Source organism: Nostocoides vanveenii, assembly GCF_039531165.1.
Classification (GTDB): Bacteria; Actinomycetota; Actinomycetes; order Actinomycetales; family Dermatophilaceae; genus Nostocoides_A; species Nostocoides_A vanveenii.
On sequence record NZ_BAAAPN010000002.1, the window covers coordinates 1 to 19,702 of the forward strand.

Genomic DNA, 19,702 nt, shown 5'->3' on the forward strand with positions numbered 1-19,702 from the left:
CGCGTCGAGGACGGCGTCGGCCAGGCAAGCCGGAACCGCGCCAAGCCGGACGCCGTCCGCCAACTTCACAAGTGGTGACGCGGCGCGTCCGGTGGGGTAGCGCCGAAACGATGCGCTGACCCAGTCGGTCGGCGACAAGGGCAGCGCACCCCCGCCTGGTTCTCCACGGTCCAGGGCGTCCGCGACTACCGCAACTTCTGCCGCGTCGACCGCGAGCGCGAGTTCACCGAGCCGGGCGAGGGCGTCCGCGAGCCCGGCCCCGGTGGCCTGCCAGGTCACCTCCCGCAGCCGCGCCAGCGTGTCCCGGGCGTGGTCGACCAGTGTCAGCACCGTGGCGAGGGTCGGCGCGTCGCCGGCCTCGCGTGGGGTGCTGATCGGGGTGGTCGTCATGGTATTAATCGTACTCCTGTTCGAGTGGCGTCGCAAGGGTGGATCTGGTGAAATATGTTGTGGGAGAATGGGTTCCGTTGTTCGGGCAGGCTGCCGCGACGACCGGGTGGAGCGTCGCGCGTCGTGGCGTCGATCATGCCGCAGACCACCGAGAACCCTTCGGCCAGCGCGGTCAATAGCGGTTGCCCCGGCCTGACCAGGCAGAGCGTGGGCCCCAGACGACGTCAAGAACGGATCAGCGGTCCTCGGCAGCACGCAGCGCACTTCCGACTGCAGCGCACTTCCCGCACTTCCGACTGCGGCGCACTTCGGACTGCGGGGAACATCGGAACGGGACGTCCCCCGCATACTTCATGAGGCAGGTTCGACAGGCGCGGCGGGCTGGTACCAGAGGTCGGCAGTTCTACTGTGAGCCTTATGGCACGCGCGGCGGTGGCGGTGTGGCAAATGGCGCCGACGGTGGGCAACCGGCGAGCCAATCTCGCGCGCCTGGCCGGCGCCGCGGGCACCGCCCGCGCCAGGGGGGCGACCATCCTCGTCACTCCAGAGCTCAGCCTCACCGGTTACGACATCGGCGCCTTGACGGATGATGACACCGACCCCGAGCTCTTGACGGACCTCAGCCGCATCGCTCACAACACCGGCCTGGCCCTCGTCGTCGGGCTCGCCCTCCGGCAGGACCATCAGACCTGGAATTGCTCCGCCATCGTCGACCGCACCGGTGACCTGCGCGGGGTCTATCGCAAGATGCACCTCTTCGGCGACCTCGACCGTTCGCGCTTTTGCTCCGGCACCGACGGCCCGCTCGTCGTGGACGTCGACGGAATCACCGTGGGCACCCTGATCTGCTACGACATCGAGTTCCCCGAGCCGGCGCGCCTCGCCGCGCTGGCCGGCGCCCAACTCCTGGCCATCCCGACGGCGAATATGACGCCCTGGCACTTCATCAACGAGCACGTCATCCCGGTGCGGGCCTTCGAGAACCAGTTCTATGTCGCCTACGCCAACCACCACGGCACCGAGGGCGGCACGACATACGTCGGATCCAGCACGATCGCCGCACCGGAAGGGGCTACCGTCCGCGCCGGCGAAGACGACGAAGCGCTCATCCTCATGACCATCGACACCGACGATCTCGCCCAGCGCCGCCGCGAGGCGACCTATCTGATCGACCGACGACCTGAGCTCTACGACCGCCTCTCCCAGGAGAACTGATGTCCGAAACCCCAACGGCACCAACGTTGTTCACCGGGCACCTCTGGTGCCCAACCGAGGGAGAAGTCGATGCGCTGCTGGTCGCCGACGGCCGAATCCTCGCGATCGACGCGGACGCGCGAGACCACGCTGCCGGCATACCGGATCTGGACAGGGTCGACATCGCCGCCGGCGTGCTCGTCCCGGCCTTCGGCGACGGGCACGCGCACCCGCTCTTCGGCGGGCTGGAGCGGGAAGGTCCGCAGATCCGCCCACAACACAGCGTCGAGGGCATCGTCGCGGAGGTCGCCCGCTGGGCCAGCGCCCACCCGGACGCCGAATGGATCACCGCCGCGTCCTACGACTCCAGCCTCGCGCCCGAGGGACTCTTCGATGCTCGCTGGCTCGACGCGGCGGTCCCCGATCGTCCTGTAGCGCTGCGCGCCTGGGACTACCACACGATGTGGGTCAACACCCGCGCCTTGGAGCTGGCCGGAATCACCTCCGCCACAGCGGAACCCATCCTCGGTGAGATTCCACGCCGCGACGACGGCTCCGTCCTCGGCACCTTACGCGAGTGGGGCGCCGTCGACCTCATCACCGCCGTTGCCCACGACTGGCCCATGGAGACCAAGCTCCGTGCCCTGGAATGGGCCGCGCGCGCCTATGCCGGCCTCGGAGTCACGTGGGTGCAGGACGCGTGGGTCGAGCCGGAGACCGTTGAGGTCTACCTCGAGGCTGCCCGCCAAGACCGCCTCCCGATTCGCTTCAACCTTGCCCTGTATGCCGATCCCCGCCACTGGCCCGACCAACTCCCTACGTTCGAGGAGACCCGGCGCCGAGTCAATGAACTCGGCCACCCCCACCTGACCGCAAACACGGTGAAGTTCTTCGCCGATGGTGTCGTCGAGAACGCGACCGGCGCTCTGCTGCACCACTATTGCGGCTGTCCAGGCGAATTCGGCATGCTCGTGTGGGAACCCGAGTTGCTCAAGCGCGCCGTGACCGACGTCGACGCGGCCGGATTCCAGCCGCACATTCATACGATCGGTGACCGCGCGGTGCGAGTGGCGCTCGATGCGCTCGAAGCAGCCCACACCACCAACGGACCACGGGATCGCCGCGCGGTCCTCGCTCACCTTCAACTCGTGGACGAGAGCGACCGCACCCGGCTCGCCACCCTCGGCGTCATCGCAAACGCCGAGCCGTTGTGGTCGCAACTGGACGCCCTGATGAATGTCCTCACCGTCCCGCGGCTCGGGGAGGAGCGCGCCGACACGCAGTACCCGTGGGCGAGCCTGCGGGCCTTGGGCATCCCGATGAGCTTCGGGTCGGACTGGCCCGTCTCCTCGGCCGACCCGCTCGAGGGCATGGCCGTCGCCTGCTCGCGTCAGACCGCCGAGCGAGAACCTGCCGGCGGGTGGACGCCGCACCAGCGTCTTACCACGACGGATGCATTCCGTTGCTACACAGCCGCGGTCGCCTACCAAGCCTTCCGAGCTGCCGGGCGGCTCGCGGTCGGGTGCGACGCCGACTTTGCCGTCCTCTCGGCGGATCCGCGCACCCTTGACCGCCCACGCGACCTCGACACGATCCGCGTGACCGGCACCTGGGTCGCGGGTCGCCCTGTCCAATCAACCACTGCCCCGTCAACTTTCGACGCGTAGGAGATTCGATGACCGACTCGCCCCACCACCTCTCTTCGGACCTGCAGGTGAGCAGTGACGTCCACCTCAAGCGGGCGCTCGGCCTGCCGGGGCTGACGCTCTTCGGGCTCGCCTATCTGGTGCCCCTGACGGTCTTCACGACCTATGGCATTGTCACCGAAATCACCGGCGGCAGAGTCGCTTTCGCGTATGTCTTCACGCTCGCCGCGATGCTCTTCACTGCCTTTTCGTATGGCCGGATGGTCGAGGCCTATCCCGTGTCAGGGTCGGCCTACACCTACACCTCCCGGTCCTTCGGGCCGCATGCCGGCTTCCTGGCCGGCTGGGCCCTGCTGCTCGACTACATCCTGCTGCCGATGGTCAACTACGCGGTGATCGGCCTCTTCATCCAGGCGCAATGGCCGTCGGTCCCCATCTGGGTCGGCTTCCTCGGCTCGCTGGCCCTCGTCACGATCCTCAATGTCGTCGGCATCACGACCATCGACCGCGCCAACTCGATCATCATCGCGATCCAAGCCGTCTTCGTCGTCGGCTTCGTCGTGTTGGCCATCAAGACGATGGCCGGCGGCTCGATCCAGGCCGGCCTGCCCTTCACCGGTGACCACGGCGCGAACGGCGCGGGCCTGGGACCGGTGCTCGCGGGCGCCGCCATTCTCTGCCTGTCCTTCCTCGGATTCGACGCGGTCTCCACCATGGCGGAAGAGGCCACTGAGCCACGCCGCGACATTCCGCGAGCCATCCTCCTGGTCACGGTGGGCGGCGGAATCCTCTTCATCATCCTGGCCTGGCTCGCTCAGGTCGCGCGCCCCTCGACCACTTTTGAGAACGTCGACTCCGGTGCCACAGAAGTGATGACGCACCTCGGTGGCAACACCTTCGCCCTCGCCTTCACCGCGGCATACGTCGCGGGCGCATTTGGCTCGGCCCTCACCTCCCAGGCGTCGGTCACCCGCATCTTGTATGCCATGGGCCGCGACGGCACGCTCCCTCGCGCCCTCGGCGCGCTGGCCGCCCGCTGGCGCACCCCGTTGGTCGCCATCCTGCTCGTCTCGATCGTCTCGCTGGCCGGGCTCTGGCTCGACCTCGGCCTGCTCTTCTCCATCGTCAGCTTCGGCGCCCTGACCGCCTTCTCGGTCGTCAACCTCTCGGTGATCAAGCACTACTGGTTCGATCACCCCGAGTCCCGAAACCCACTGCCGCACTTGGTTCTTCCGTTGATCGGCTTCGCACTGACCGTATGGCTGTGGACCTCGCTGTCCAAGAATGCTCTTGTCACCGGGTTGATCTGGCTGGCCGTCGGCATCGCGTGGTTGGCCCTGATCACCGGCGGCTTCCGTCGTCGGCCGCCGCAGGTCGAGTTCGAAGGATGAGGGGGCGAGCCCCATGCCGTATGACGTGGTCGAGGCCTCGATCGCGCAGCTCGCCGCAGCTCTGACTCGTGGCGAGACGACCAGCGTGGAGATCGTGCGCGCTTCGCTGGCGCGGGTCGCGGCATACGACCGGGCGGGCCCGCATGTGAATGCGATCGTGGTCGCGAATCCGGGCGCGCTCGCCGAGGCGGCTGCATCCGACGAACGCCGTGCTCGAGGCGAGAGCCTCGGACCGCTCGACGGCATTCCGTACACCGCCAAGGACAGTTATTGCGTCCGGGGCCTGACCGTTGCTGCCGGCTCCCCTGCCTTTGAGCACCTTGTCGCGCAACGCGATTCGTATGCCGTGGAGCGGATGCGCTCGGCAGGCGCGGTGCTCATCGGGCTGACGAATATGCCGCCGATGGCGAATGGCGGTATGCAGCGGGGTATCTATGGGCGCGCCGAGAGCCCCTACAACCCGGACTACCTCACAGCTGCCTTCGCCTCGGGGTCGTCCAATGGCTCGGGGACGGCGACCGCGGCAAGTTTCGCGGTCTTCGGCCTCGCCGAAGAGACCTGGTCCTCCGGCCGGGCGCCGGCCTCCAACAACGGGTTGTGTGCCTACACCCCGTCACGCGGCCTGATCTCGTTGCGTGGCAACTGGCCACTGGTGCCGACAATGGATGTCGTTGTGCCGCATACCCGTTCCCTGCCTGATCTGCTCGCGGTTCTGGACGTGCTCGTCGCCGACGACGAGGAGCACAGGGGCGACTTCTGGCGGACGCAACCCTGGCAGGACATCCCGTCCGTCGCCGACATACGACCAGCGTCCTACGCCGGGCTCGCTCCCGTGACCCAGGACAGGGCTCGGGAAACTCTGCGGGGCAAGCGCTTCGGCGTTCCTTCGATGTACGTCAACGCCGATCCCGCCGCTGGCACCGCTCCCGATCCTGGCGTTGGCGGCCCGACCGGTCAGCGGATCGAGACGCGGGCTTCGGTGCTCGCCCTGTGGGAGTCTGTCCGCGGCGACTTGGAGGCGGCCGGGGCCGAGGTCGCACTGGTCGATTTCCCGCTCGTCTCCAACTACGAGGGTGACCGGCCGGGCGCATTCAAGATCACCACCCGCGGCCTGGTCCCTCACGACTATCTGCTGCGCGAGGTCCGGGACCTGACCGCGTGGGCGTGGGACGACTTCCTCGACGCCAATGCCGATCCCACGCTGCACCGCCTCCAGGACGTCGACGGCGAGCGCATCTTCCCTCTCCCGCCGGGCGCGCTGACCGACCGCTATGACGACTATCCCGACAATGTCGCCGAACTACCCGACTACATCCGCCGTCATCCACGCGGTCCACTTGCCGAACTCGATTGGCTCGCAAGGGGGCTCGCCGGTTTGGAGGCGACTCGACGAGTGGACTACGACAACTGGCTGGCCGCTCACCGCCTGGACGCCGTGCTCCTTCCCGCTGCTGCTGATGTCGGCCCGGCCGACGCCGACGTCGACCCGGTATCCGCCGATCGCGCGTGGCGCAATGGCGTCTGGGTCGCCAACGGGAACCTCGTGTGGCGCCACTTCGGCATCCCGACCGTGACCATCCCCATGGGCGTGCTGGCCGACATCGGGATGCCGGTCGGCCTCACCATCGCCGGACTGCCGTATGCCGACACCTCCCTCCTCCAGTTGGCCGCAGCCATCGAGGCAATTGCCCCACGTCGCGTCCCGCCACCGCGCACACCGCCACTACCGAGCTGAGGGCGTATGTCGGCGCTCCCGACGGTGGGCGTAGCGCCCGGCCACTGTCATGGTGAGATCCACGCTGCCCACCTATTAGTCTTCGCGACGTGAGAACTCCCGCGGCGGCGGCGCGAACGGCATACGGGCTCAATGCGCTGCTGGCAGGCGGCGGCTTCCTGCTCGTCCTCGCCCTCTCCGGTCTCGGGCAGTATGCCGATGTCCCACCCGTCGGCAATGTCTACGGGCCGCCTTATCCGGCCGGCGTCGCGGGCGCATGGTCGCGGTTGTCGGACACCGTCAGCTACTTCACCGAGTGGTCGAATGTCGTTGTCGCCGTAGCGATGTGGTTGCTGTGGCGCGAACCGAAAAGTGACACCTATTGGCGACGCGTGCTGCGAGCTGACAGCCTGCTGATGATCACCGTCACCGCGATCGTGTATGCCCTCCTGCTCGCCCCGACTGAGCACCCAACGGGGTGGTCGGCCTTCACGAATCCGTTGCAGCACATTGTGGTTCCCGCCGTCACAGTGCTGGTCTTCGTGATCTGGGGGCCACGTGGCTGGTTCTCTTCCCGGGTGGTCGCGGGCGCCCTCATCATCCCGACGGTCTGGGTGGCCTGGATGCTCGTGCGGGGGGCGGTGGTCGGCGCCTACCCCTATGAGTTCGTCGACCCCAGCGCCCACGGGTATCCGGCGGTCGCGGCGACCATCGGGCAGATTCTCGTCTTCGGGGTGCTCGTCGCGCTGATCTACTGGGGGATCGACCTGGTGATTCGGCGCCGCACCAGCACCCGCTGAAACGAGAGCAAACTCAGTCCGCAGCGGCGGCAAGGGCCCGGTAGCCCATCCGGCCGATGACGAAGGCGATGAAGCAGAGCGTCGAGATCACGAGTGGCGACGCGACGAACCACCCGTCGAGCGCACCCTTTTCTGAAGCCACGCCGGCGTGACGACCGTGGCGAGCAGGCTCAGAGGAGCCACCAAGGTGGCCACCACCGGTGCATCCCACAGCGCCACGCCGGCCCCCGGACGGTAGCCGGCCATGGACAGCGCGACGAGGAGGATCACCGCGACGGCGCCATACCGATGAACAGGAAAGCGGTCTGCGGGCTGGTGCCGAAGCCCACCACACCTGAGAGCACAAGCACGCACAGTGCAACCGCCAACCCGACCAGCGTGAACGGCCGCGCCAGCCGCCGAGTGGCAGCGGGCCGCGGTGGCCCTTCGATGCGGCGCCTCACGCAGAGCACCCTAACGACACGATCGATGTCGGGTTCGCGGTAAGCACGCCGCACTACCGACCGTGGGAACGGGCGCCCGGGCGCAGCGCGGCCGTCCTGTGGATAAGTCGCGCCCTCCGGTGGCGGGATTCGCGATCCTGGGTCAGGCTTTCTCCGAGACGACCAGCGAGGGCTGGGTCGCGATGGGGGAGCACGAAACGTGCAAGAAGGCAAAAGGACACCGGACGGGCGCGGGTCGCGCTCGCCGGTGTGGCGAGCATGGCACTGCTGGCCGGCTGCGACGGTGGCGCCGCAGACCCGAGCCCCTCGACCTCGAACACAACGGCCACGACGCCGCCCTCCCCGACATCGAGCAGCACGCCGTCGACGGGAACGACCACGTCATCGTCAACGACCACCGGGTATGTCCCAGTGAAGCCCGACTTCCCGGCCGCCGCGAAGAGTCAGACTGCCAGATCTGCCGAAGCCTTCGTGCGCTATTTCTTCGACCTCGCCAACTACGCCTATGCCCAGCCCCAAGCCGGAGTCATCGGATCCCTTGGGACCCTTGACTGCAAGCCTTGCCAATACTACGAAAAGGAAGCTTCCGAGCTGGCCCGCGATGGCCGTCGCTACCAGTCGGCTGTCTTGAGTATCAAGAGCGCATCCACCTCGACAACCAACCTCGACAGGCCTTGGGTGACGTTGTCTGGGCGCCAAAACGAGGTCCCTATCGTGGAGCCCAATGGGCAGTTGACTTCGGCATCACCTGCCTCGCCTGTGACCTTTCGCGTGTTGCTCAAGTGGACTGACGCAGGCTGGCGAGTGCAGAACGTGGTGGACGTATGACCTGGCCACGAGGACTACTTCGTGCTTCTTCGGCTGTCCTGCTATGGCTAGCGGGCACCGCGGCCGCATCTATCGCACCCGCGTCCGCAGACGGGTCTGGTTGTGGCTTTCGGTGTGGAACAGATGGAAAGAGCTTCTTAGTCGCGACCCGATGCTTGAACTTGAAGGTGGGCATGTCCCTGGGACACCGCAGCAGTTCTACGACTACGGCATTTCCCCCTACTGCGGTGGCGTCGCACCCGAAGAGCCCGGCGGCGTCGAGTGCACGGTCATGAAGATCTACTGCAACGACAAGCCCGGCAACGGCCCAGCCGTCTGGGTCTTCCAGCGGCGCATCACCCCCGACACTCCGTGGCAGCGTCAGGGCTACACCTGCTATCCCAACCTCATCCCCGGCAAGGTCGACATGGATGCCCTCGCGGCGGCCCTCCACCGCACAACCCTGGCGACGCCCGCGCTGCACATCCAGCCCGAGCACAACCTGACCCTCGTCACCTTGCCCACCTACTTCGAGCTCGAATGGCCGAAGGCGGGCTTTCAGCCCGACGAGCTCGACGTCCTCAACCCGCGCGACTGGTTCGGGATGACTGTCACCGTCCGCCCGACCCTTGACTCGGTCACCTATGACTACGGCGACGGCGCCACCTCCGGCCCGACGACCAGCCCGGGAGGCCCCTATCCCACTGGCGACATCGTGCACAGCTACCCGTCCGCCGGCACCCATACCGTTCGCGCCGACGCCGTCTATCGCGGCTACGTCTCGATCGATGAGTCCGACTGGATCGAGATCCCCGGCACCGTCGCCATCCCCGGCACGCCGGAGGAATTGCGGGTCACGACGGCCCGCAATCACCTCTACCTCCCTGGCAATTGAGGCTGCCGACGCCGAGACTGCCGCCGCGACGACGCGACGCGCGAACACTTTGGCGTGAGCGAGCCCGCCTGGTCGTGGGCGGCCCGGTGCTCTCGACCTGATCGACACGGCACCAATGCCCCCCTTTCGGCGCGACTCACCTCCTCGCGGATCGAACCGAGCTCGCCATCCCGGGCAGGACGTCAGATCCCAACCCCCGCAGACGACGAGGGTCACGTGACAGGCAATCCCCTCAGCCCGACGGCGCTCTCGACCGTTGACGACCGCACCTGCCGTGTCAGCGACGTCTGCACGCATCTCGGCGGCGTACTCGCGTGGAACGACATCGAGCGTTCGTGGGATTGCCCCTGCACGGCTCGCGCTTCGCCGCCGACGGCACGCGGATCGAAGGCCCGGCGACGGCTGACCTCGCCTCTCATGAGCCACCGCACGGCGGCTGAGCGCTATCGGCCCGACAACGGCGAAACAGCGTTAGCGTCAAGGCACCCGACCCAAGGAGCCCGGCATGGCAACCGACGACCGCGACGTGATCGCCGACATCATGCGCAAGACCCGCATCGCGATCCTGACCTATCAAGACGCCGAGGGCCGACTGGTCTCGACGCCCATGGGCACTCAAGACTTCGAGGATCCCGGCACGGTCTGGTTCATCACCGAGGTCGCGACCGAGAAGGTCCGGGCCATCCTCGCCAATCCCCACGTCAACGTTGCGTATGCCAGCGACAAGGGCTGGGTGTCCCTGTCCGGCACCGCGCGGCTGAGCCGCGACGACGCCAAGCTCAAGGAGCTGTGGGACGCCTCGGCGTCGGCATTCATGAGTACGGATGTCGACGACGCCAACAGCGGCCTCCTCGAGATCACGGGTGACACAGCGCAGTACTGGGAGTCCCCGGGGAAGGTGCCCATGTTGGTGAAGATGGCCAAGGGCCTACTGGGCGGCAAGGCCGCCGACGAGGGCGACGCGCCCGTCGTCGAACTCTGACCCAAGGTTCAGGCGCGGCATCGACAACGGCAGGCGCAGTGGTCGGCCAGTCGCTCGCTAGAGCACCGAGATGGTCCCAGTGAGAGGCCGGCCGGTGAGCGCGGCCAGTGCGTCCGCAGCCGTGGCGTCCGTGGCGAGTTCGGCACACAGCCGCAGCGCCGGGACACTAGCCGCGCGGGTTTCGGCGGGGAGGTCGATACCGAGGGGCTCGGGCGAGATCCGCGCTGTGGACCGTAAGTTCGAGAGCTCGGGTCGCCAAGTAGTCCGCCAGTCGCATCCGGCCGAAGGGTGTCGAGACCGTTTCGTCGCCGGACGATGTCGTCACGAGTTCCTCGACCCGGCGCGCGATGGTGAGCGCCATGTCGCAGGGATGGGCACCCAACTCGACGCCGGCCGCGACCCCTCGAGCCGCCACCGAGGCGGCGTCGGTTGCCGTCCGGGCTGCGGCGAAATAGTCAGTGGCAGAGGCGATCCGGGGGCCCCCGATGTCGGGCGCCGCGAGATAGGACTCTATTGTCAGATAGGCGCGGGTCGTATGCCCGAGCAGATCGCGCAACCTCCAGCTCCCGAGTCCAGCATCGTCGAGACGACTCACGGGCAGTGCGCGCACCACGGCTTGAAATCCCGCCGATGCGAGTCGGAACCAGGCGCGAACGTCCTGTTCGCCGCGGACGGCATCGTTGGCCACCGCCTCGCCACCGTCACCCAGTTGAGCGGACGGGCCCCACTCGGCGAGCGTGTCGATGACCGCAATCGGGTCGAGCGCTCCATGACCTCGGGCCTCGGTCTCAGCGAGTAGCCGCCGGCTGATGTCCAGGGATGGTGTGGGCACACGCGCCCGCAGCGCAATGTCCGTGATCCGCTCGGTCAACCACCGCACATTGTCGAGGCGAGAGTGCGCAGTCAGGTCGCCGGCCGACAGTTTGGCCAACTTGGCGCGCGACACCGCGCTCGCCATCGGCCCGGCGTCGAGAATGTCGCGGACGATCTCGACGTCGACACCAGCGCGCTGGGCGAGCAGGTGGGTCTCGGTCAGTGTCGAGACCATGGTGATGAGGAAGTGATTGACGATGAGCTTGGTGGTCATGGCCGCCGGGACCGCTCCACACCGAACGATGCGCGCACACGCCGGCGCCAGCAGTGGCTCCACCTGGTCGACGTCCGCGCGGCTTCCGGCGAGCATTCCGATGAGTTCCCCCGCCTCGGCGGGCAGGCGCGACCCCGACACGGGCGCCTCGACATACCGGCCACCGGCGGCGAGCACATCGCGCCCGAGTGCAGCGGAATACTGCGGTGATGTCGTCGCAAGCTGAACCAAAGATTTGCCCGCGAAGGCGTCGAGCCCGCTCGCGCCGCGGCCCAGGACCTCGTCCAGCGCCTTCTCGTCGATGAACATGACAAAGACGATTTCGCACGTCGCGATCAGTTGCCCCGGCGAGGAGGCCGCGTGCGCGCCCAGAGCCACCAGCCGTTCCACGGGCGCACACGAGCGATTCCAGATCGTCAGCGGCAGCCCGCTCGCCACCAGGTTGCGGGCGATGGGCTCGCCCATAATGCCCAGGCCGATCAGACCCACCGATGTCATGACATCCTCCTGACTCTAGGACGTTTGTCATAGTGACACATCTAGTACGATTGTCATAGTCCATACCAACGTCGACAGCGAAGGAGGAGATGGTGGCAGCTCGCCCCGGCCCCCGGGACCGCATCGTGCTCTCAGGCGTGCGGCACCTGCGTGAGCACGGCGCGGATGGCATGGCGCTGCGTTCGGTCGTTGCGGACGCGGATGCCCCGTGGGGGTCCTTTACGCACTATTTCCCCAGCGGCAAAGACCAGTTGCTCACCGAGGCGGTCACCTGGTCCGGGCAGTTCGCCGTCCACCAGGTCCGCGACTATCTCGCGCGGTCGCGCAAGCCAGACCCGCAGGGTCTCGTCGATGCCGTCTTCTCCTGGTGGATCGCCGATCTGGAGCGCGACGGCGTCACGTCCGGCTGCCCGGTCGCCGGCACGGTGGCCGACGGACAGCTTGCCGGAGTTGTCCGCGAGGCCTGCCGAGTGGCTCTGACGGATTGGCAGGATGCCATTCGCCTGGCGCTCCGGGAGATGCACGTGCCCCCCGCCCGGGCGCGCGAGTGCGCCACCATGCTCATCGCCGCCCTCGAAGGCGCCCTCGTCCTCGCCCGCGCCGAGGGCAGCACCGAGCCGTTGCGCGCGGTGCGCCGACAACTACGCCGGCTCTTCGCTGCGCCTGCCTGACGACCATGCCCGCAAGCGCTGCACGACCGCCGCGGCGCGCCTGCTGCGGATCAGCGTCGGCGTGGCGTGCTGCCCACTGACAGGCAAGCGGGTGACGACATCGGCAGCTGTCCAGGCCACCCTGGTGCGGCGACAAGAGTCGCCGCTGACGATATTTGTTTGACTGGGCGGCATGACACGCAATGCCCCGCGGTTCGGTGCTCCGGGCGCCGACAACGCCGCCCCGACAGCGCAGGCGATCGCCGATCAACTCTGGGGTCGACGCAACCGCTCGATCGAGTTGCCGCCACCTGGCGCACCAAGAGTGCTAACGATTCACGTCGCGCTTGTTGGCTCGGAGCCCGAGATCTGGCGGCGGGTGGAGGTGCGGGACACCCTGACCCTCGATCACGTGCATACGGTTCTTCAGGTCGCCATGGGGTGGACCGACAGCCACCTCCACCACTTTGGCGGCCCCGGTGCAGGCCCATCGGAACCGCCGTGGTTCGTCACGGCATACGACGAGGCGGACGGGACGGCCGAATCCTCGGCCCGCCTCGGCCAAGTGCTGTGCGCCCCGGGTGACGGGCTGACCTATGTCTACGACTTCGGCGACGACTGGGTCCACCACCTCACCCTCGAGAGCAGTCGACCGGCCACGGACGCAGTACCGACAGCCCGGTGCCTCGACGGCGCTGGGTCCTGCCCACCCGAGGACGTGGGTGGGATAGGGACCTGGAATGCCCTCGCGGCAGCGCTGCGCGCCGATCCCGACCCGCACGCGTTGATCGATGACCTCAGCATGTATGCCGGCTGGTTGCCCGAGGGGACCGATCCCGACGCTTTCCCCATCGACGCCGTGAATACCGAACTCTCACGGCTGGGCGACAGCCTCCGGCTGCCGACCCCACACCCAGTGGTCGAAGAGCTCGTCAGCCGGACGACCCCAGACGTTCGCACCGAGTTGCTCGAACTGCTCCTGGCGGCTCATCGTCGACGCGACGTCTCCGTCAGCGACGAGCAGTGGGTTGCGCTGCTCCGCCCATGGCAGACCATCCTCGACCTGGCCCACCCCGACGGCATCCCACTGACCGCGGCGGGCTGGATCGCGCCCGCGCACTGCGAACGGCTGTGGCACGAGAGCGGCCTCGGCTGGGAGTTCGGGAAGGGGAATCGCGAGCAAAACACACCTGAAGTGCATCTCTTGCGCGAGGACGCGGCGGCCGCCCGACTGATCCGCCGATACAAGGGGCGTCTGGTCCTGACCCCCTTGGGGCGCAAGGCTGTTCGCAACCGGGAGACCCTGCTCGACGCCATCGCGAACTACCTCCTAGACACCGGCGAGCAGTTCGATCAGCATGCCGCTGCGGTGACCCTGCTCCTTGTCGCGGGAGGCACCTCGCCCGGCACCGGGTCCGAGGCCGGGCCCTTCACGATCACCACCGCGGTCGGCAGGTTGCTCACGGACATCGGGTGGCGCTCCGGGAGCCCGCACGGGTTCCAATACGGGGTGCCTGGCCTATTTCGCGTGCAGCGCGCGTTGCTCCCGGGCAGGATCGCCACCCGCGCCGGTTTCACGGCGTATGCCGAGCCGGCACCCCGCGCGCTGGCGCGTCGCGCGCTGTGGCCAAGAACCTAGGACACCCATCGAACATACGTCCCGGTCTTGAGGAATTCGGCCAACGGCGGTTAGCCTGCCTACGCCCGTGCCGGTCGCGGCCCGCGCGTCATCCGATGTGGCGGGAGCACCGGCTCCGCACGCAGCGTGGCCGCAACCCGCGATTTACCGCCTGCGCCAAACCCCCCGGAGCAAGCCCGTGTCCCATCGAGTCCTGTCCCTGTCCGCCGTGGCCGCACTGAGCGCGACAGCGGCACTTGCGAGCGCCGCCCCTGCGGGCGCGCAGAGCAAGGAGATCTACGTCAGCCCCAGCGGCAACGCCCGCGGTGACGGCAGCCGCAGCGCGCCCCTGGAGAGCATCCAGGCCGCTGTCGACCGGGCCACCCCCGGCACTGTCATCAAGCTCCTCGCTGGCACCTACACCGGCAGGGTCAAGATCAAGAACTCCGGCACCGCCGCTGCCCCGATCCGCATCATCCCCGCCGGCAACGGCCCGGTGAACGTCACCTATGCCTCCAAGCCTCAGTCGTGCACCAACAGCCAGCCCGCTGGCGACCGGACCTTCACGATCAGCGGTGGCGCCGACTACTGGCAGATCGAGGGCCTGAACATCAACAACGGCATCTGGATCAACGGCCAAAAATCCAACAGCGCCTACGGCTGGCTGACCAACCTGGTCAACAAGAACAACTACCTCACCCGCCGCGCGGTCCCCGGCCACGGCGCTCGCAACCCTGCCGCGCTGTCGGGCCAGATCGCCTACCTGCGCAAGGTCACCGGCGCCGGCGACATGGACTCCGCCGACGGCATCAAGATCATCGGCAACAATCTGACCGGCCGGGGAATCTACGGCGCGCTGACCAGCAATGGCGTGATCAGCAATAGCAAGATCTCCAAGATCCCGTGCGGCATCGGCCCGGGCATCTGGCTGATGACCTTCTCCAACAACTGGAAGATCACCGGCAATGACGTCTCCGACATCGCCATTTCCAAGGCCGCCCACTTCATGCAGGAAGGCATCCGCCTCGGCAGCGCCGCCGACTACAACGAGGTCACCGGCAACCGCGTCCACGACCTGCCCGGCGACGGACGCGGCATCAACACCGACGTCGACGGCAGCTGGAACTATATCCACCACAACACGGTCACCAATGTCGCCATCGGTTACAACGACCAGATGTCCGGCTGGGGCAACCGCTGGGAGTACAACACCGTCACGGGCTACCGGACGTATGGCTTCGGCTTCCGGCTGATGGATGCCCGTCTCGCGCAGCCGTCGCTGGCCAGCAGCTCCTATCTCTCGATCGTGACGTGCAACACCACGGCCGGAGCCGTGGGCAATGCCAAGGCCCTCGGTGTCGGCGCGATGATGAATGGCACCTTCACCAGCAACAAGATGCCCTTCATCTGGCTCAGCAAGAACCTGACCAACTACTGGAGCGCCAGGGGCAACAAGTGGAACGGCTCCTCCGCCGTCCCCGACAAGAACCCGCCTCAGTCCACCGCCGGCTGCTGACCCGAGCGCCATCCTGACTAGCCGACCGGCCGCCCCGATCAGGGGCGGCCGCCCACCTCGCCCAGTCGCGTGGTGACGATCCGGGTGAGGAGTTCGGCAGGCAGGTCGACGTCATCGGGGAGCTGGATAGCGCCTTTGGTCGTCGGGATGCCCAGATCGGCCAACTCCGCGGCGAAAGCCTGAACGACGTTGCCGGAGTAGGGATAGATGCCGATGTGCTTGGCGGTCGACATGATCGCCAGGATTCCCTTGCCGGCCACCACGAGAGCCGGCATGGCGTACTTCAAGCCCTCGGTCGAGTTGGGGGCGACGCCGCGGGCGACGGCATACATCTCGGTGATCCTGGCGCGGCGCGGCTCGGGGAGGGTGGCGAGGTAGTCGGCTACCGGGTGGTCGCTGTGCGCGGTCGTTTCCATGGCGCTCTCTTCCTCGATTTGTCGCCTGCGTCGCTGCTTTCGCCATCCACCGTATGCCGCGGCTCACCCCGGGCGTCGGAGTCCGCGCCGTGGCAGTTCTTGAGCCCCCGCCGTGCCATTCTCGTGGCCGAGGCGTCCCGGCTCGCCGTCCACCTGCCACGATCGTGCGTATGTCCCTGCCGCGGCTTGCCGACCTCTTGTCCAGTCTTGATCGTGAGACACACGCGGAGCGTTGCCAGCGCATCGTCGCCCTCGCCCGCGCCGGGCGGGGCGGGCCGGAAGTCGGCCAACTGCTCGAGGGCCTCGCCGTGCAGAGTGACTATCACGCGGTCCTCGCCGTCCTCGGCGCCGCGGTCGCGGGCGACCACGTCCTCCTGGAGCGGCTGGCTGCGCATCGGGCACCTCGGGTGGCTCGGGCTGCTCAGGCGCGGCTGCCCTTGCCGGGCTCGACCGAGTCGCTCGCCGAGGGCTACCTCGCGTCCTCGCCCAACGATCGCCGGCTGCAACGCCGGCGGTTGGCCCGCGAGGGTCGGCGTGACGTCGTCGATCTGCTGATCGGCCGCAACATCGCCGATGCCGAGCGCGCCGGGCTCCTCGCCTCCGCGTCCGAAGGGGTGGCCGCGGCCCACCTGCCCGACCTGGCCGATCTCGTCCCGAATCTCGTCACACTGACCAACCGTCACCCGCAGCTCGTACTGGCCCACCTCAACACGCGCCTGACACGAGCGCCACTGCCGGTGCGCGATCACTGGTGGCGATGGGCGGGTCCCGCGCTGGGCTCTCTCATCCGGCACGACCCCGGCGCCGTCCTGACGCTGCTTGAGAGCGACGGTCCCAGCGGTGTTCTCACACCAGCAGTTGAACGAAGCCTCGGCGCACTCCTGCGACACGACGCCGAACGCACAGCTGCCCTGATCACGCACCCACACAATGCGTTTCGGCACCGCCTCCCCACCGGCCTAGTGCGGTATGCCGCATTGCTCAGTCCCGAGGACCGGCGCCGCATCGCGAGGCACGTGGCAGATCGGGACGAGTTGCTGGCCCAGTTCCTCGATGCCCTGCCTCCGTCCGAACGGGCGGAGGTTTTCGACGCGGTTCTGACAACGACTACCGCGGGGCAACGGACGTGGTCGCACGATCTGCTCGAGGTGCTCCCGCGTGCGGTACGGCATCGCGAGGTCCGCCGCATACTGGCGCTGCCGCACGTCGGTGCCGACGTGCTCGAATCGATCAGTCTTCGTGGCTTCCTCCCGGCCGACGAAGCGGCCCAACTCTTGGGGCCGGCACGGCACGCCGCGGACGCCGATGAGCGGGCGGCGGCGTATGCCGCTCTGGTCCAGTCGGCCTCCTGGCAACGTGATCCGCACACTCTGGCAACAACATTCGAGGCACTTGATGACCTGCGAAACGAGCGCGACCCGGTCCGGCAGACCGTCGCGGCGGCCCTCGCCGACATCCCGGGGTGGTTGCTCGTGGAGGCGGGACTGGCGCGTGTCGAGGCCTTCGCGACGGCCGCAGCGACGGCGCGCGATTGTTCGCCGGGCACTCTCCACGCGTTGCAGAGCGTGGCCTGGCGGGCCATCCGCCAGGCCTTGGAGAGCGCCGATCTCGACACCGCTCGGGCGGGTCTGCGGATGGTCGACACGCTCACCGGGCCGACGGGCCTGACCTGGATCCCGTCGTTGACCGGGATTCGGCATGGCGGCGAGCAGGTCGTCATCGACGCCCTGGCGCCCCGTTTGCAGACCGCAGCCGGCAAGGACGACTATCGGTTGTTGTTCACGCTCTGTCAGGCACTCGGTGAACGCGGTTGGGGCGTAACGGTTCTCGATGATTTTCTTCGTCGAGCGCTGCGAGCACCCTCGGACGCAACGGTACGTCGCGCCGCCGAGCTGTGGCTCGACGACCCGGCGACCCGAGCCGTGCGCGTCGGTGAGGCCCTCCGCATCGACGAGTCCATCGCGGTGCTGGACGTGGTCCAACAGACCCTCATCCGGCGTCGCCAAGACCTGCTCGGGGTGCTGTGGAAGCGCAAGTCTCTCGGCGGCCGGCTGTGGGGACGCCAGCTCGCCTACGTGCCCATTGTGCCCGGCCCGTTCACCCGATGGCCGCCCCGCCAAATCACGGCGTATGCCGCAGCCCTCACCGCACTCGTGGCCACCCCCAGCACCGCGACCTGGACGGCGACGTCGGCGATACGGACACTCGGCCGCCTCCCGGAGGTGGGTTTGACCGCCGTCGAGCCCTACCTCGCTGATCCCGACCTCGCTCGGCGCGAGGCGGCTCTTGCCGCACTCGCGTGGACTGACCGCCCCACGGATGCCCTGGAGCAGCTGTTGGCCGTTCGATCCGGTGACGAGGTGCGGGTCGCGATGTATGCCGCGGGCCGGTGCCTTCGCGACACCCCAGGTCGGCTGGCGTTGCCGATGATCCTCGATGTGCTTGCGGACCCGGCCGCGAAGGTCACCGCCCGGAAGGAGGCCGTGCGTCTGCTCGGTCTGATCCGCGTGCCCGCCGCCTTGGACCACCTCATCGAGATCGGCCTGGATGACTCGACCCAGCGCGATGTGCGGTTCGCCGTTGCTCGGACCGTGCGGGGGTGGCTGGACGACGAGCGCTCCTGGCAGGTCCTGGGAGCGGTCGCCGACTCCGGCCGGGAGGGCGCCCGCTCGATCGCCGAGACCGAGCCGACTCAGATCCCGGAACGCCACCGGACGCGGTATGCCCGCCTCCTGCTCCCTGGGGCTGACGTCGACGATCCCACGCTGATCGCGGCGCTCGCGCGGTGGGCCCCATGGTTGCCGGAGGCAATGTCGTTGCTGTGCAGTCGGATCGCTGCGCTGACGTCTCCGAATCCTCAGCTAGTGGCGAGTGCGATCCTGGAGGCTGCTCGCCACGGCGCTGGGGTTGACCCCCTCATTGCACGTGTCCGTGCGTTTGCCGCCCAGACAGTCGTGTCGGACCATCCGGGCGCGGGTCAAGTCGCGGATCAGCCTGTTCGGCAACGTCTCTCGGTACTCGCCCTGACGGCGACAGATCTGCCCCCGGGTGAAGTGGCCGACCACCGCGCGACGCTCCTGACCATCGCCGGCGAGCTCGCACCATACGGCGATCTGCGTGGTCTGGCGATCATGGTGGCAGCGCGAGCGGTCGACTGGGACTCCCCGTTGCCCGGCCTCGAGATTGCCATGGCCCTGGTCGACGAACCGCTCCGCTGCGCCGACGTGCGGGCTGCCCTCGACTCGTCACTGGCGCGGTATGCCACCCGGCCCGCCCCATCCTGGATCGACGCCGTGGACGCACTCCTGTCTCGCGACGAGCTGGCCGCGGGCGTTTCAGCGTTAGCGCTGGTGGCCTGGGCGGGCCCGCAGACCGGATGGAATGCGTTGTGGCGCGAGCGAATTGGCCACCTCCGCGGGAATACCTCCCGTGTGCTGAGCACCTGGGCGCGTGATGTCGTCACGGGCCCGCCGACCGTCCACGCCGGCTGACGACTCGCTGGTTCGGCACCGGACGGCCGAGAAGGTGGGGAGCGCGCGAAGGGCGGCGTGTATGCGCGCGAGGCCGCGGTCGACGGGCAGATCTGCATAGCGGCTTTAGCTCGTGGTTCACTCTGACCGGGGCACCTGCAGCAATCGGCAGGCGCGTTGTCGGT

17 protein-coding genes are annotated in these 19,702 nt (G+C 68.0%); 12 read left to right on the forward strand and 5 right to left on the reverse strand.

Translation table 11 applies throughout. The annotated features are described in order from the left end of the window. The coding region (locus ABD209_RS00240) for a hypothetical protein (protein WP_344060407.1) at window positions 1-390 on the reverse strand (390 nt) is incomplete at its 3' end. A 417-nt stretch (window positions 391-807) separates the two neighbouring features. Here ABD209_RS00240 and ABD209_RS00245 point away from each other — a divergent pair. From ABD209_RS00245 to ABD209_RS00265, 5 genes are all read left to right on the forward strand, one after another. Then, on the forward strand, window positions 808-1,605 hold the full coding sequence (locus ABD209_RS00245) for a nitrilase-related carbon-nitrogen hydrolase (RefSeq protein ID WP_344060410.1): 798 nt from the start codon (window positions 808-810) through the stop codon (window positions 1,603-1,605). Then, window positions 1,605-3,251, forward strand: a complete 1,647-nt coding sequence (locus ABD209_RS00250; RefSeq protein ID WP_344060413.1) for an amidohydrolase — start codon at window positions 1,605-1,607, stop codon at window positions 3,249-3,251. Before ABD209_RS00245 ends, ABD209_RS00250 begins: the two co-directional genes overlap by 1 nt. 8 nt (window positions 3,252-3,259) lie before the next feature. Beyond that, window positions 3,260-4,621, forward strand: a complete 1,362-nt coding sequence (locus ABD209_RS00255; RefSeq protein ID WP_344060416.1) for an APC family permease — start codon at window positions 3,260-3,262, stop codon at window positions 4,619-4,621. 13 nt (window positions 4,622-4,634) lie between these two features. After that, entirely contained in the window at window positions 4,635-6,356 is a 1,722-nt protein-coding gene (locus ABD209_RS00260; protein ID WP_344060419.1) for an amidase, read from the forward strand. Window positions 6,357-6,445: 89 nt separating this feature from the next. Further along, window positions 6,446-7,135 (forward strand): Pr6Pr family membrane protein, encoded by a 690-nt coding sequence (locus ABD209_RS00265; protein WP_344060422.1) that lies wholly within the window; start codon window positions 6,446-6,448, stop codon window positions 7,133-7,135. Window positions 7,136-7,148: 13 nt separating this feature from the next. On the opposite strand, the gene ABD209_RS00270 is transcribed toward ABD209_RS00265, so the two are convergent. Together ABD209_RS00270 and ABD209_RS00275 are read right to left on the reverse strand one after the other, a co-directional pair. Then, window positions 7,149-7,277 (reverse strand): hypothetical protein, encoded by a 129-nt coding sequence (locus tag ABD209_RS00270; RefSeq protein ID WP_344060425.1) that lies wholly within the window; start codon window positions 7,275-7,277, stop codon window positions 7,149-7,151. A 124-nt stretch (window positions 7,278-7,401) separates the two neighbouring features. Next, window positions 7,402-7,578, reverse strand: coding sequence for a hypothetical protein (locus tag ABD209_RS00275; protein WP_344060428.1), 177 nt, complete (start codon window positions 7,576-7,578; stop codon window positions 7,402-7,404). Between the two features lie 411 nt (window positions 7,579-7,989). Here ABD209_RS00275 and ABD209_RS00280 point away from each other — a divergent pair, with 411 nt between their 5' ends. From ABD209_RS00280 to ABD209_RS00295, 3 genes are all read left to right on the forward strand, one after another. Next, window positions 7,990-8,406 carry a DUF6318 family protein gene (locus ABD209_RS00280; RefSeq protein WP_344060431.1) on the forward strand — a complete coding sequence of 139 codons (417 nt, stop codon included), beginning with the start codon at window positions 7,990-7,992 and terminating at the stop codon, window positions 8,404-8,406. A gap of 151 nt (window positions 8,407-8,557) precedes the next feature. Further along, window positions 8,558-9,280 carry a hypothetical protein gene (locus ABD209_RS00285; protein WP_344060434.1) on the forward strand — a complete coding sequence of 241 codons (723 nt, stop codon included), beginning with the start codon at window positions 8,558-8,560 and terminating at the stop codon, window positions 9,278-9,280. Window positions 9,281-9,785: 505 nt separating this feature from the next. Beyond that, window positions 9,786-10,262: a pyridoxamine 5'-phosphate oxidase family protein gene (locus ABD209_RS00295; RefSeq protein WP_344060437.1), complete on the forward strand. Its 477-nt coding sequence runs from the start codon at window positions 9,786-9,788 to the stop codon at window positions 10,260-10,262. Between the two features lie 166 nt (window positions 10,263-10,428). Here the strand turns inward: ABD209_RS00295 and ABD209_RS00300 are convergent, their stop codons facing one another. Further along, window positions 10,429-11,847: an NAD(P)-dependent oxidoreductase gene (locus ABD209_RS00300; RefSeq protein ID WP_344060440.1), complete on the reverse strand. Its 1,419-nt coding sequence runs from the start codon at window positions 11,845-11,847 to the stop codon at window positions 10,429-10,431. A gap of 92 nt (window positions 11,848-11,939) precedes the next feature. Here ABD209_RS00300 and ABD209_RS00305 point away from each other — a divergent pair, with 92 nt between their 5' ends. The 3 genes from ABD209_RS00305 (at window position 11,940) to ABD209_RS00315 (ending at window position 15,631) form a co-directional block, all read left to right on the forward strand. Then, the gene (locus tag ABD209_RS00305; protein ID WP_344060443.1) at window positions 11,940-12,518 is read left to right on the forward strand and encodes a TetR/AcrR family transcriptional regulator; all 579 of its coding nucleotides are present in this window, start codon (window positions 11,940-11,942) and stop codon (window positions 12,516-12,518) included. A gap of 172 nt (window positions 12,519-12,690) precedes the next feature. Next, window positions 12,691-14,136, forward strand: coding sequence for a plasmid pRiA4b ORF-3 family protein (locus ABD209_RS00310; protein WP_344060446.1), 1,446 nt, complete (start codon window positions 12,691-12,693; stop codon window positions 14,134-14,136). A gap of 178 nt (window positions 14,137-14,314) precedes the next feature. Then, window positions 14,315-15,631: a right-handed parallel beta-helix repeat-containing protein gene (locus tag ABD209_RS00315; RefSeq protein ID WP_344060449.1), complete on the forward strand. Its 1,317-nt coding sequence runs from the start codon at window positions 14,315-14,317 to the stop codon at window positions 15,629-15,631. Between the two features lie 38 nt (window positions 15,632-15,669). Here the strand turns inward: ABD209_RS00315 and ABD209_RS00320 are convergent, their stop codons facing one another. Then, window positions 15,670-16,047: an iron chaperone gene (locus ABD209_RS00320; protein WP_344060452.1), complete on the reverse strand. Its 378-nt coding sequence runs from the start codon at window positions 16,045-16,047 to the stop codon at window positions 15,670-15,672. Between the two features lie 170 nt (window positions 16,048-16,217). Here ABD209_RS00320 and ABD209_RS00325 point away from each other — a divergent pair, with 170 nt between their 5' ends. Continuing rightward, entirely contained in the window at window positions 16,218-19,538 is a 3,321-nt protein-coding gene (locus ABD209_RS00325; protein ID WP_344060455.1) for a hypothetical protein, read from the forward strand. The last annotated feature ends 164 nt before the right edge of the window (window positions 19,539-19,702 follow it).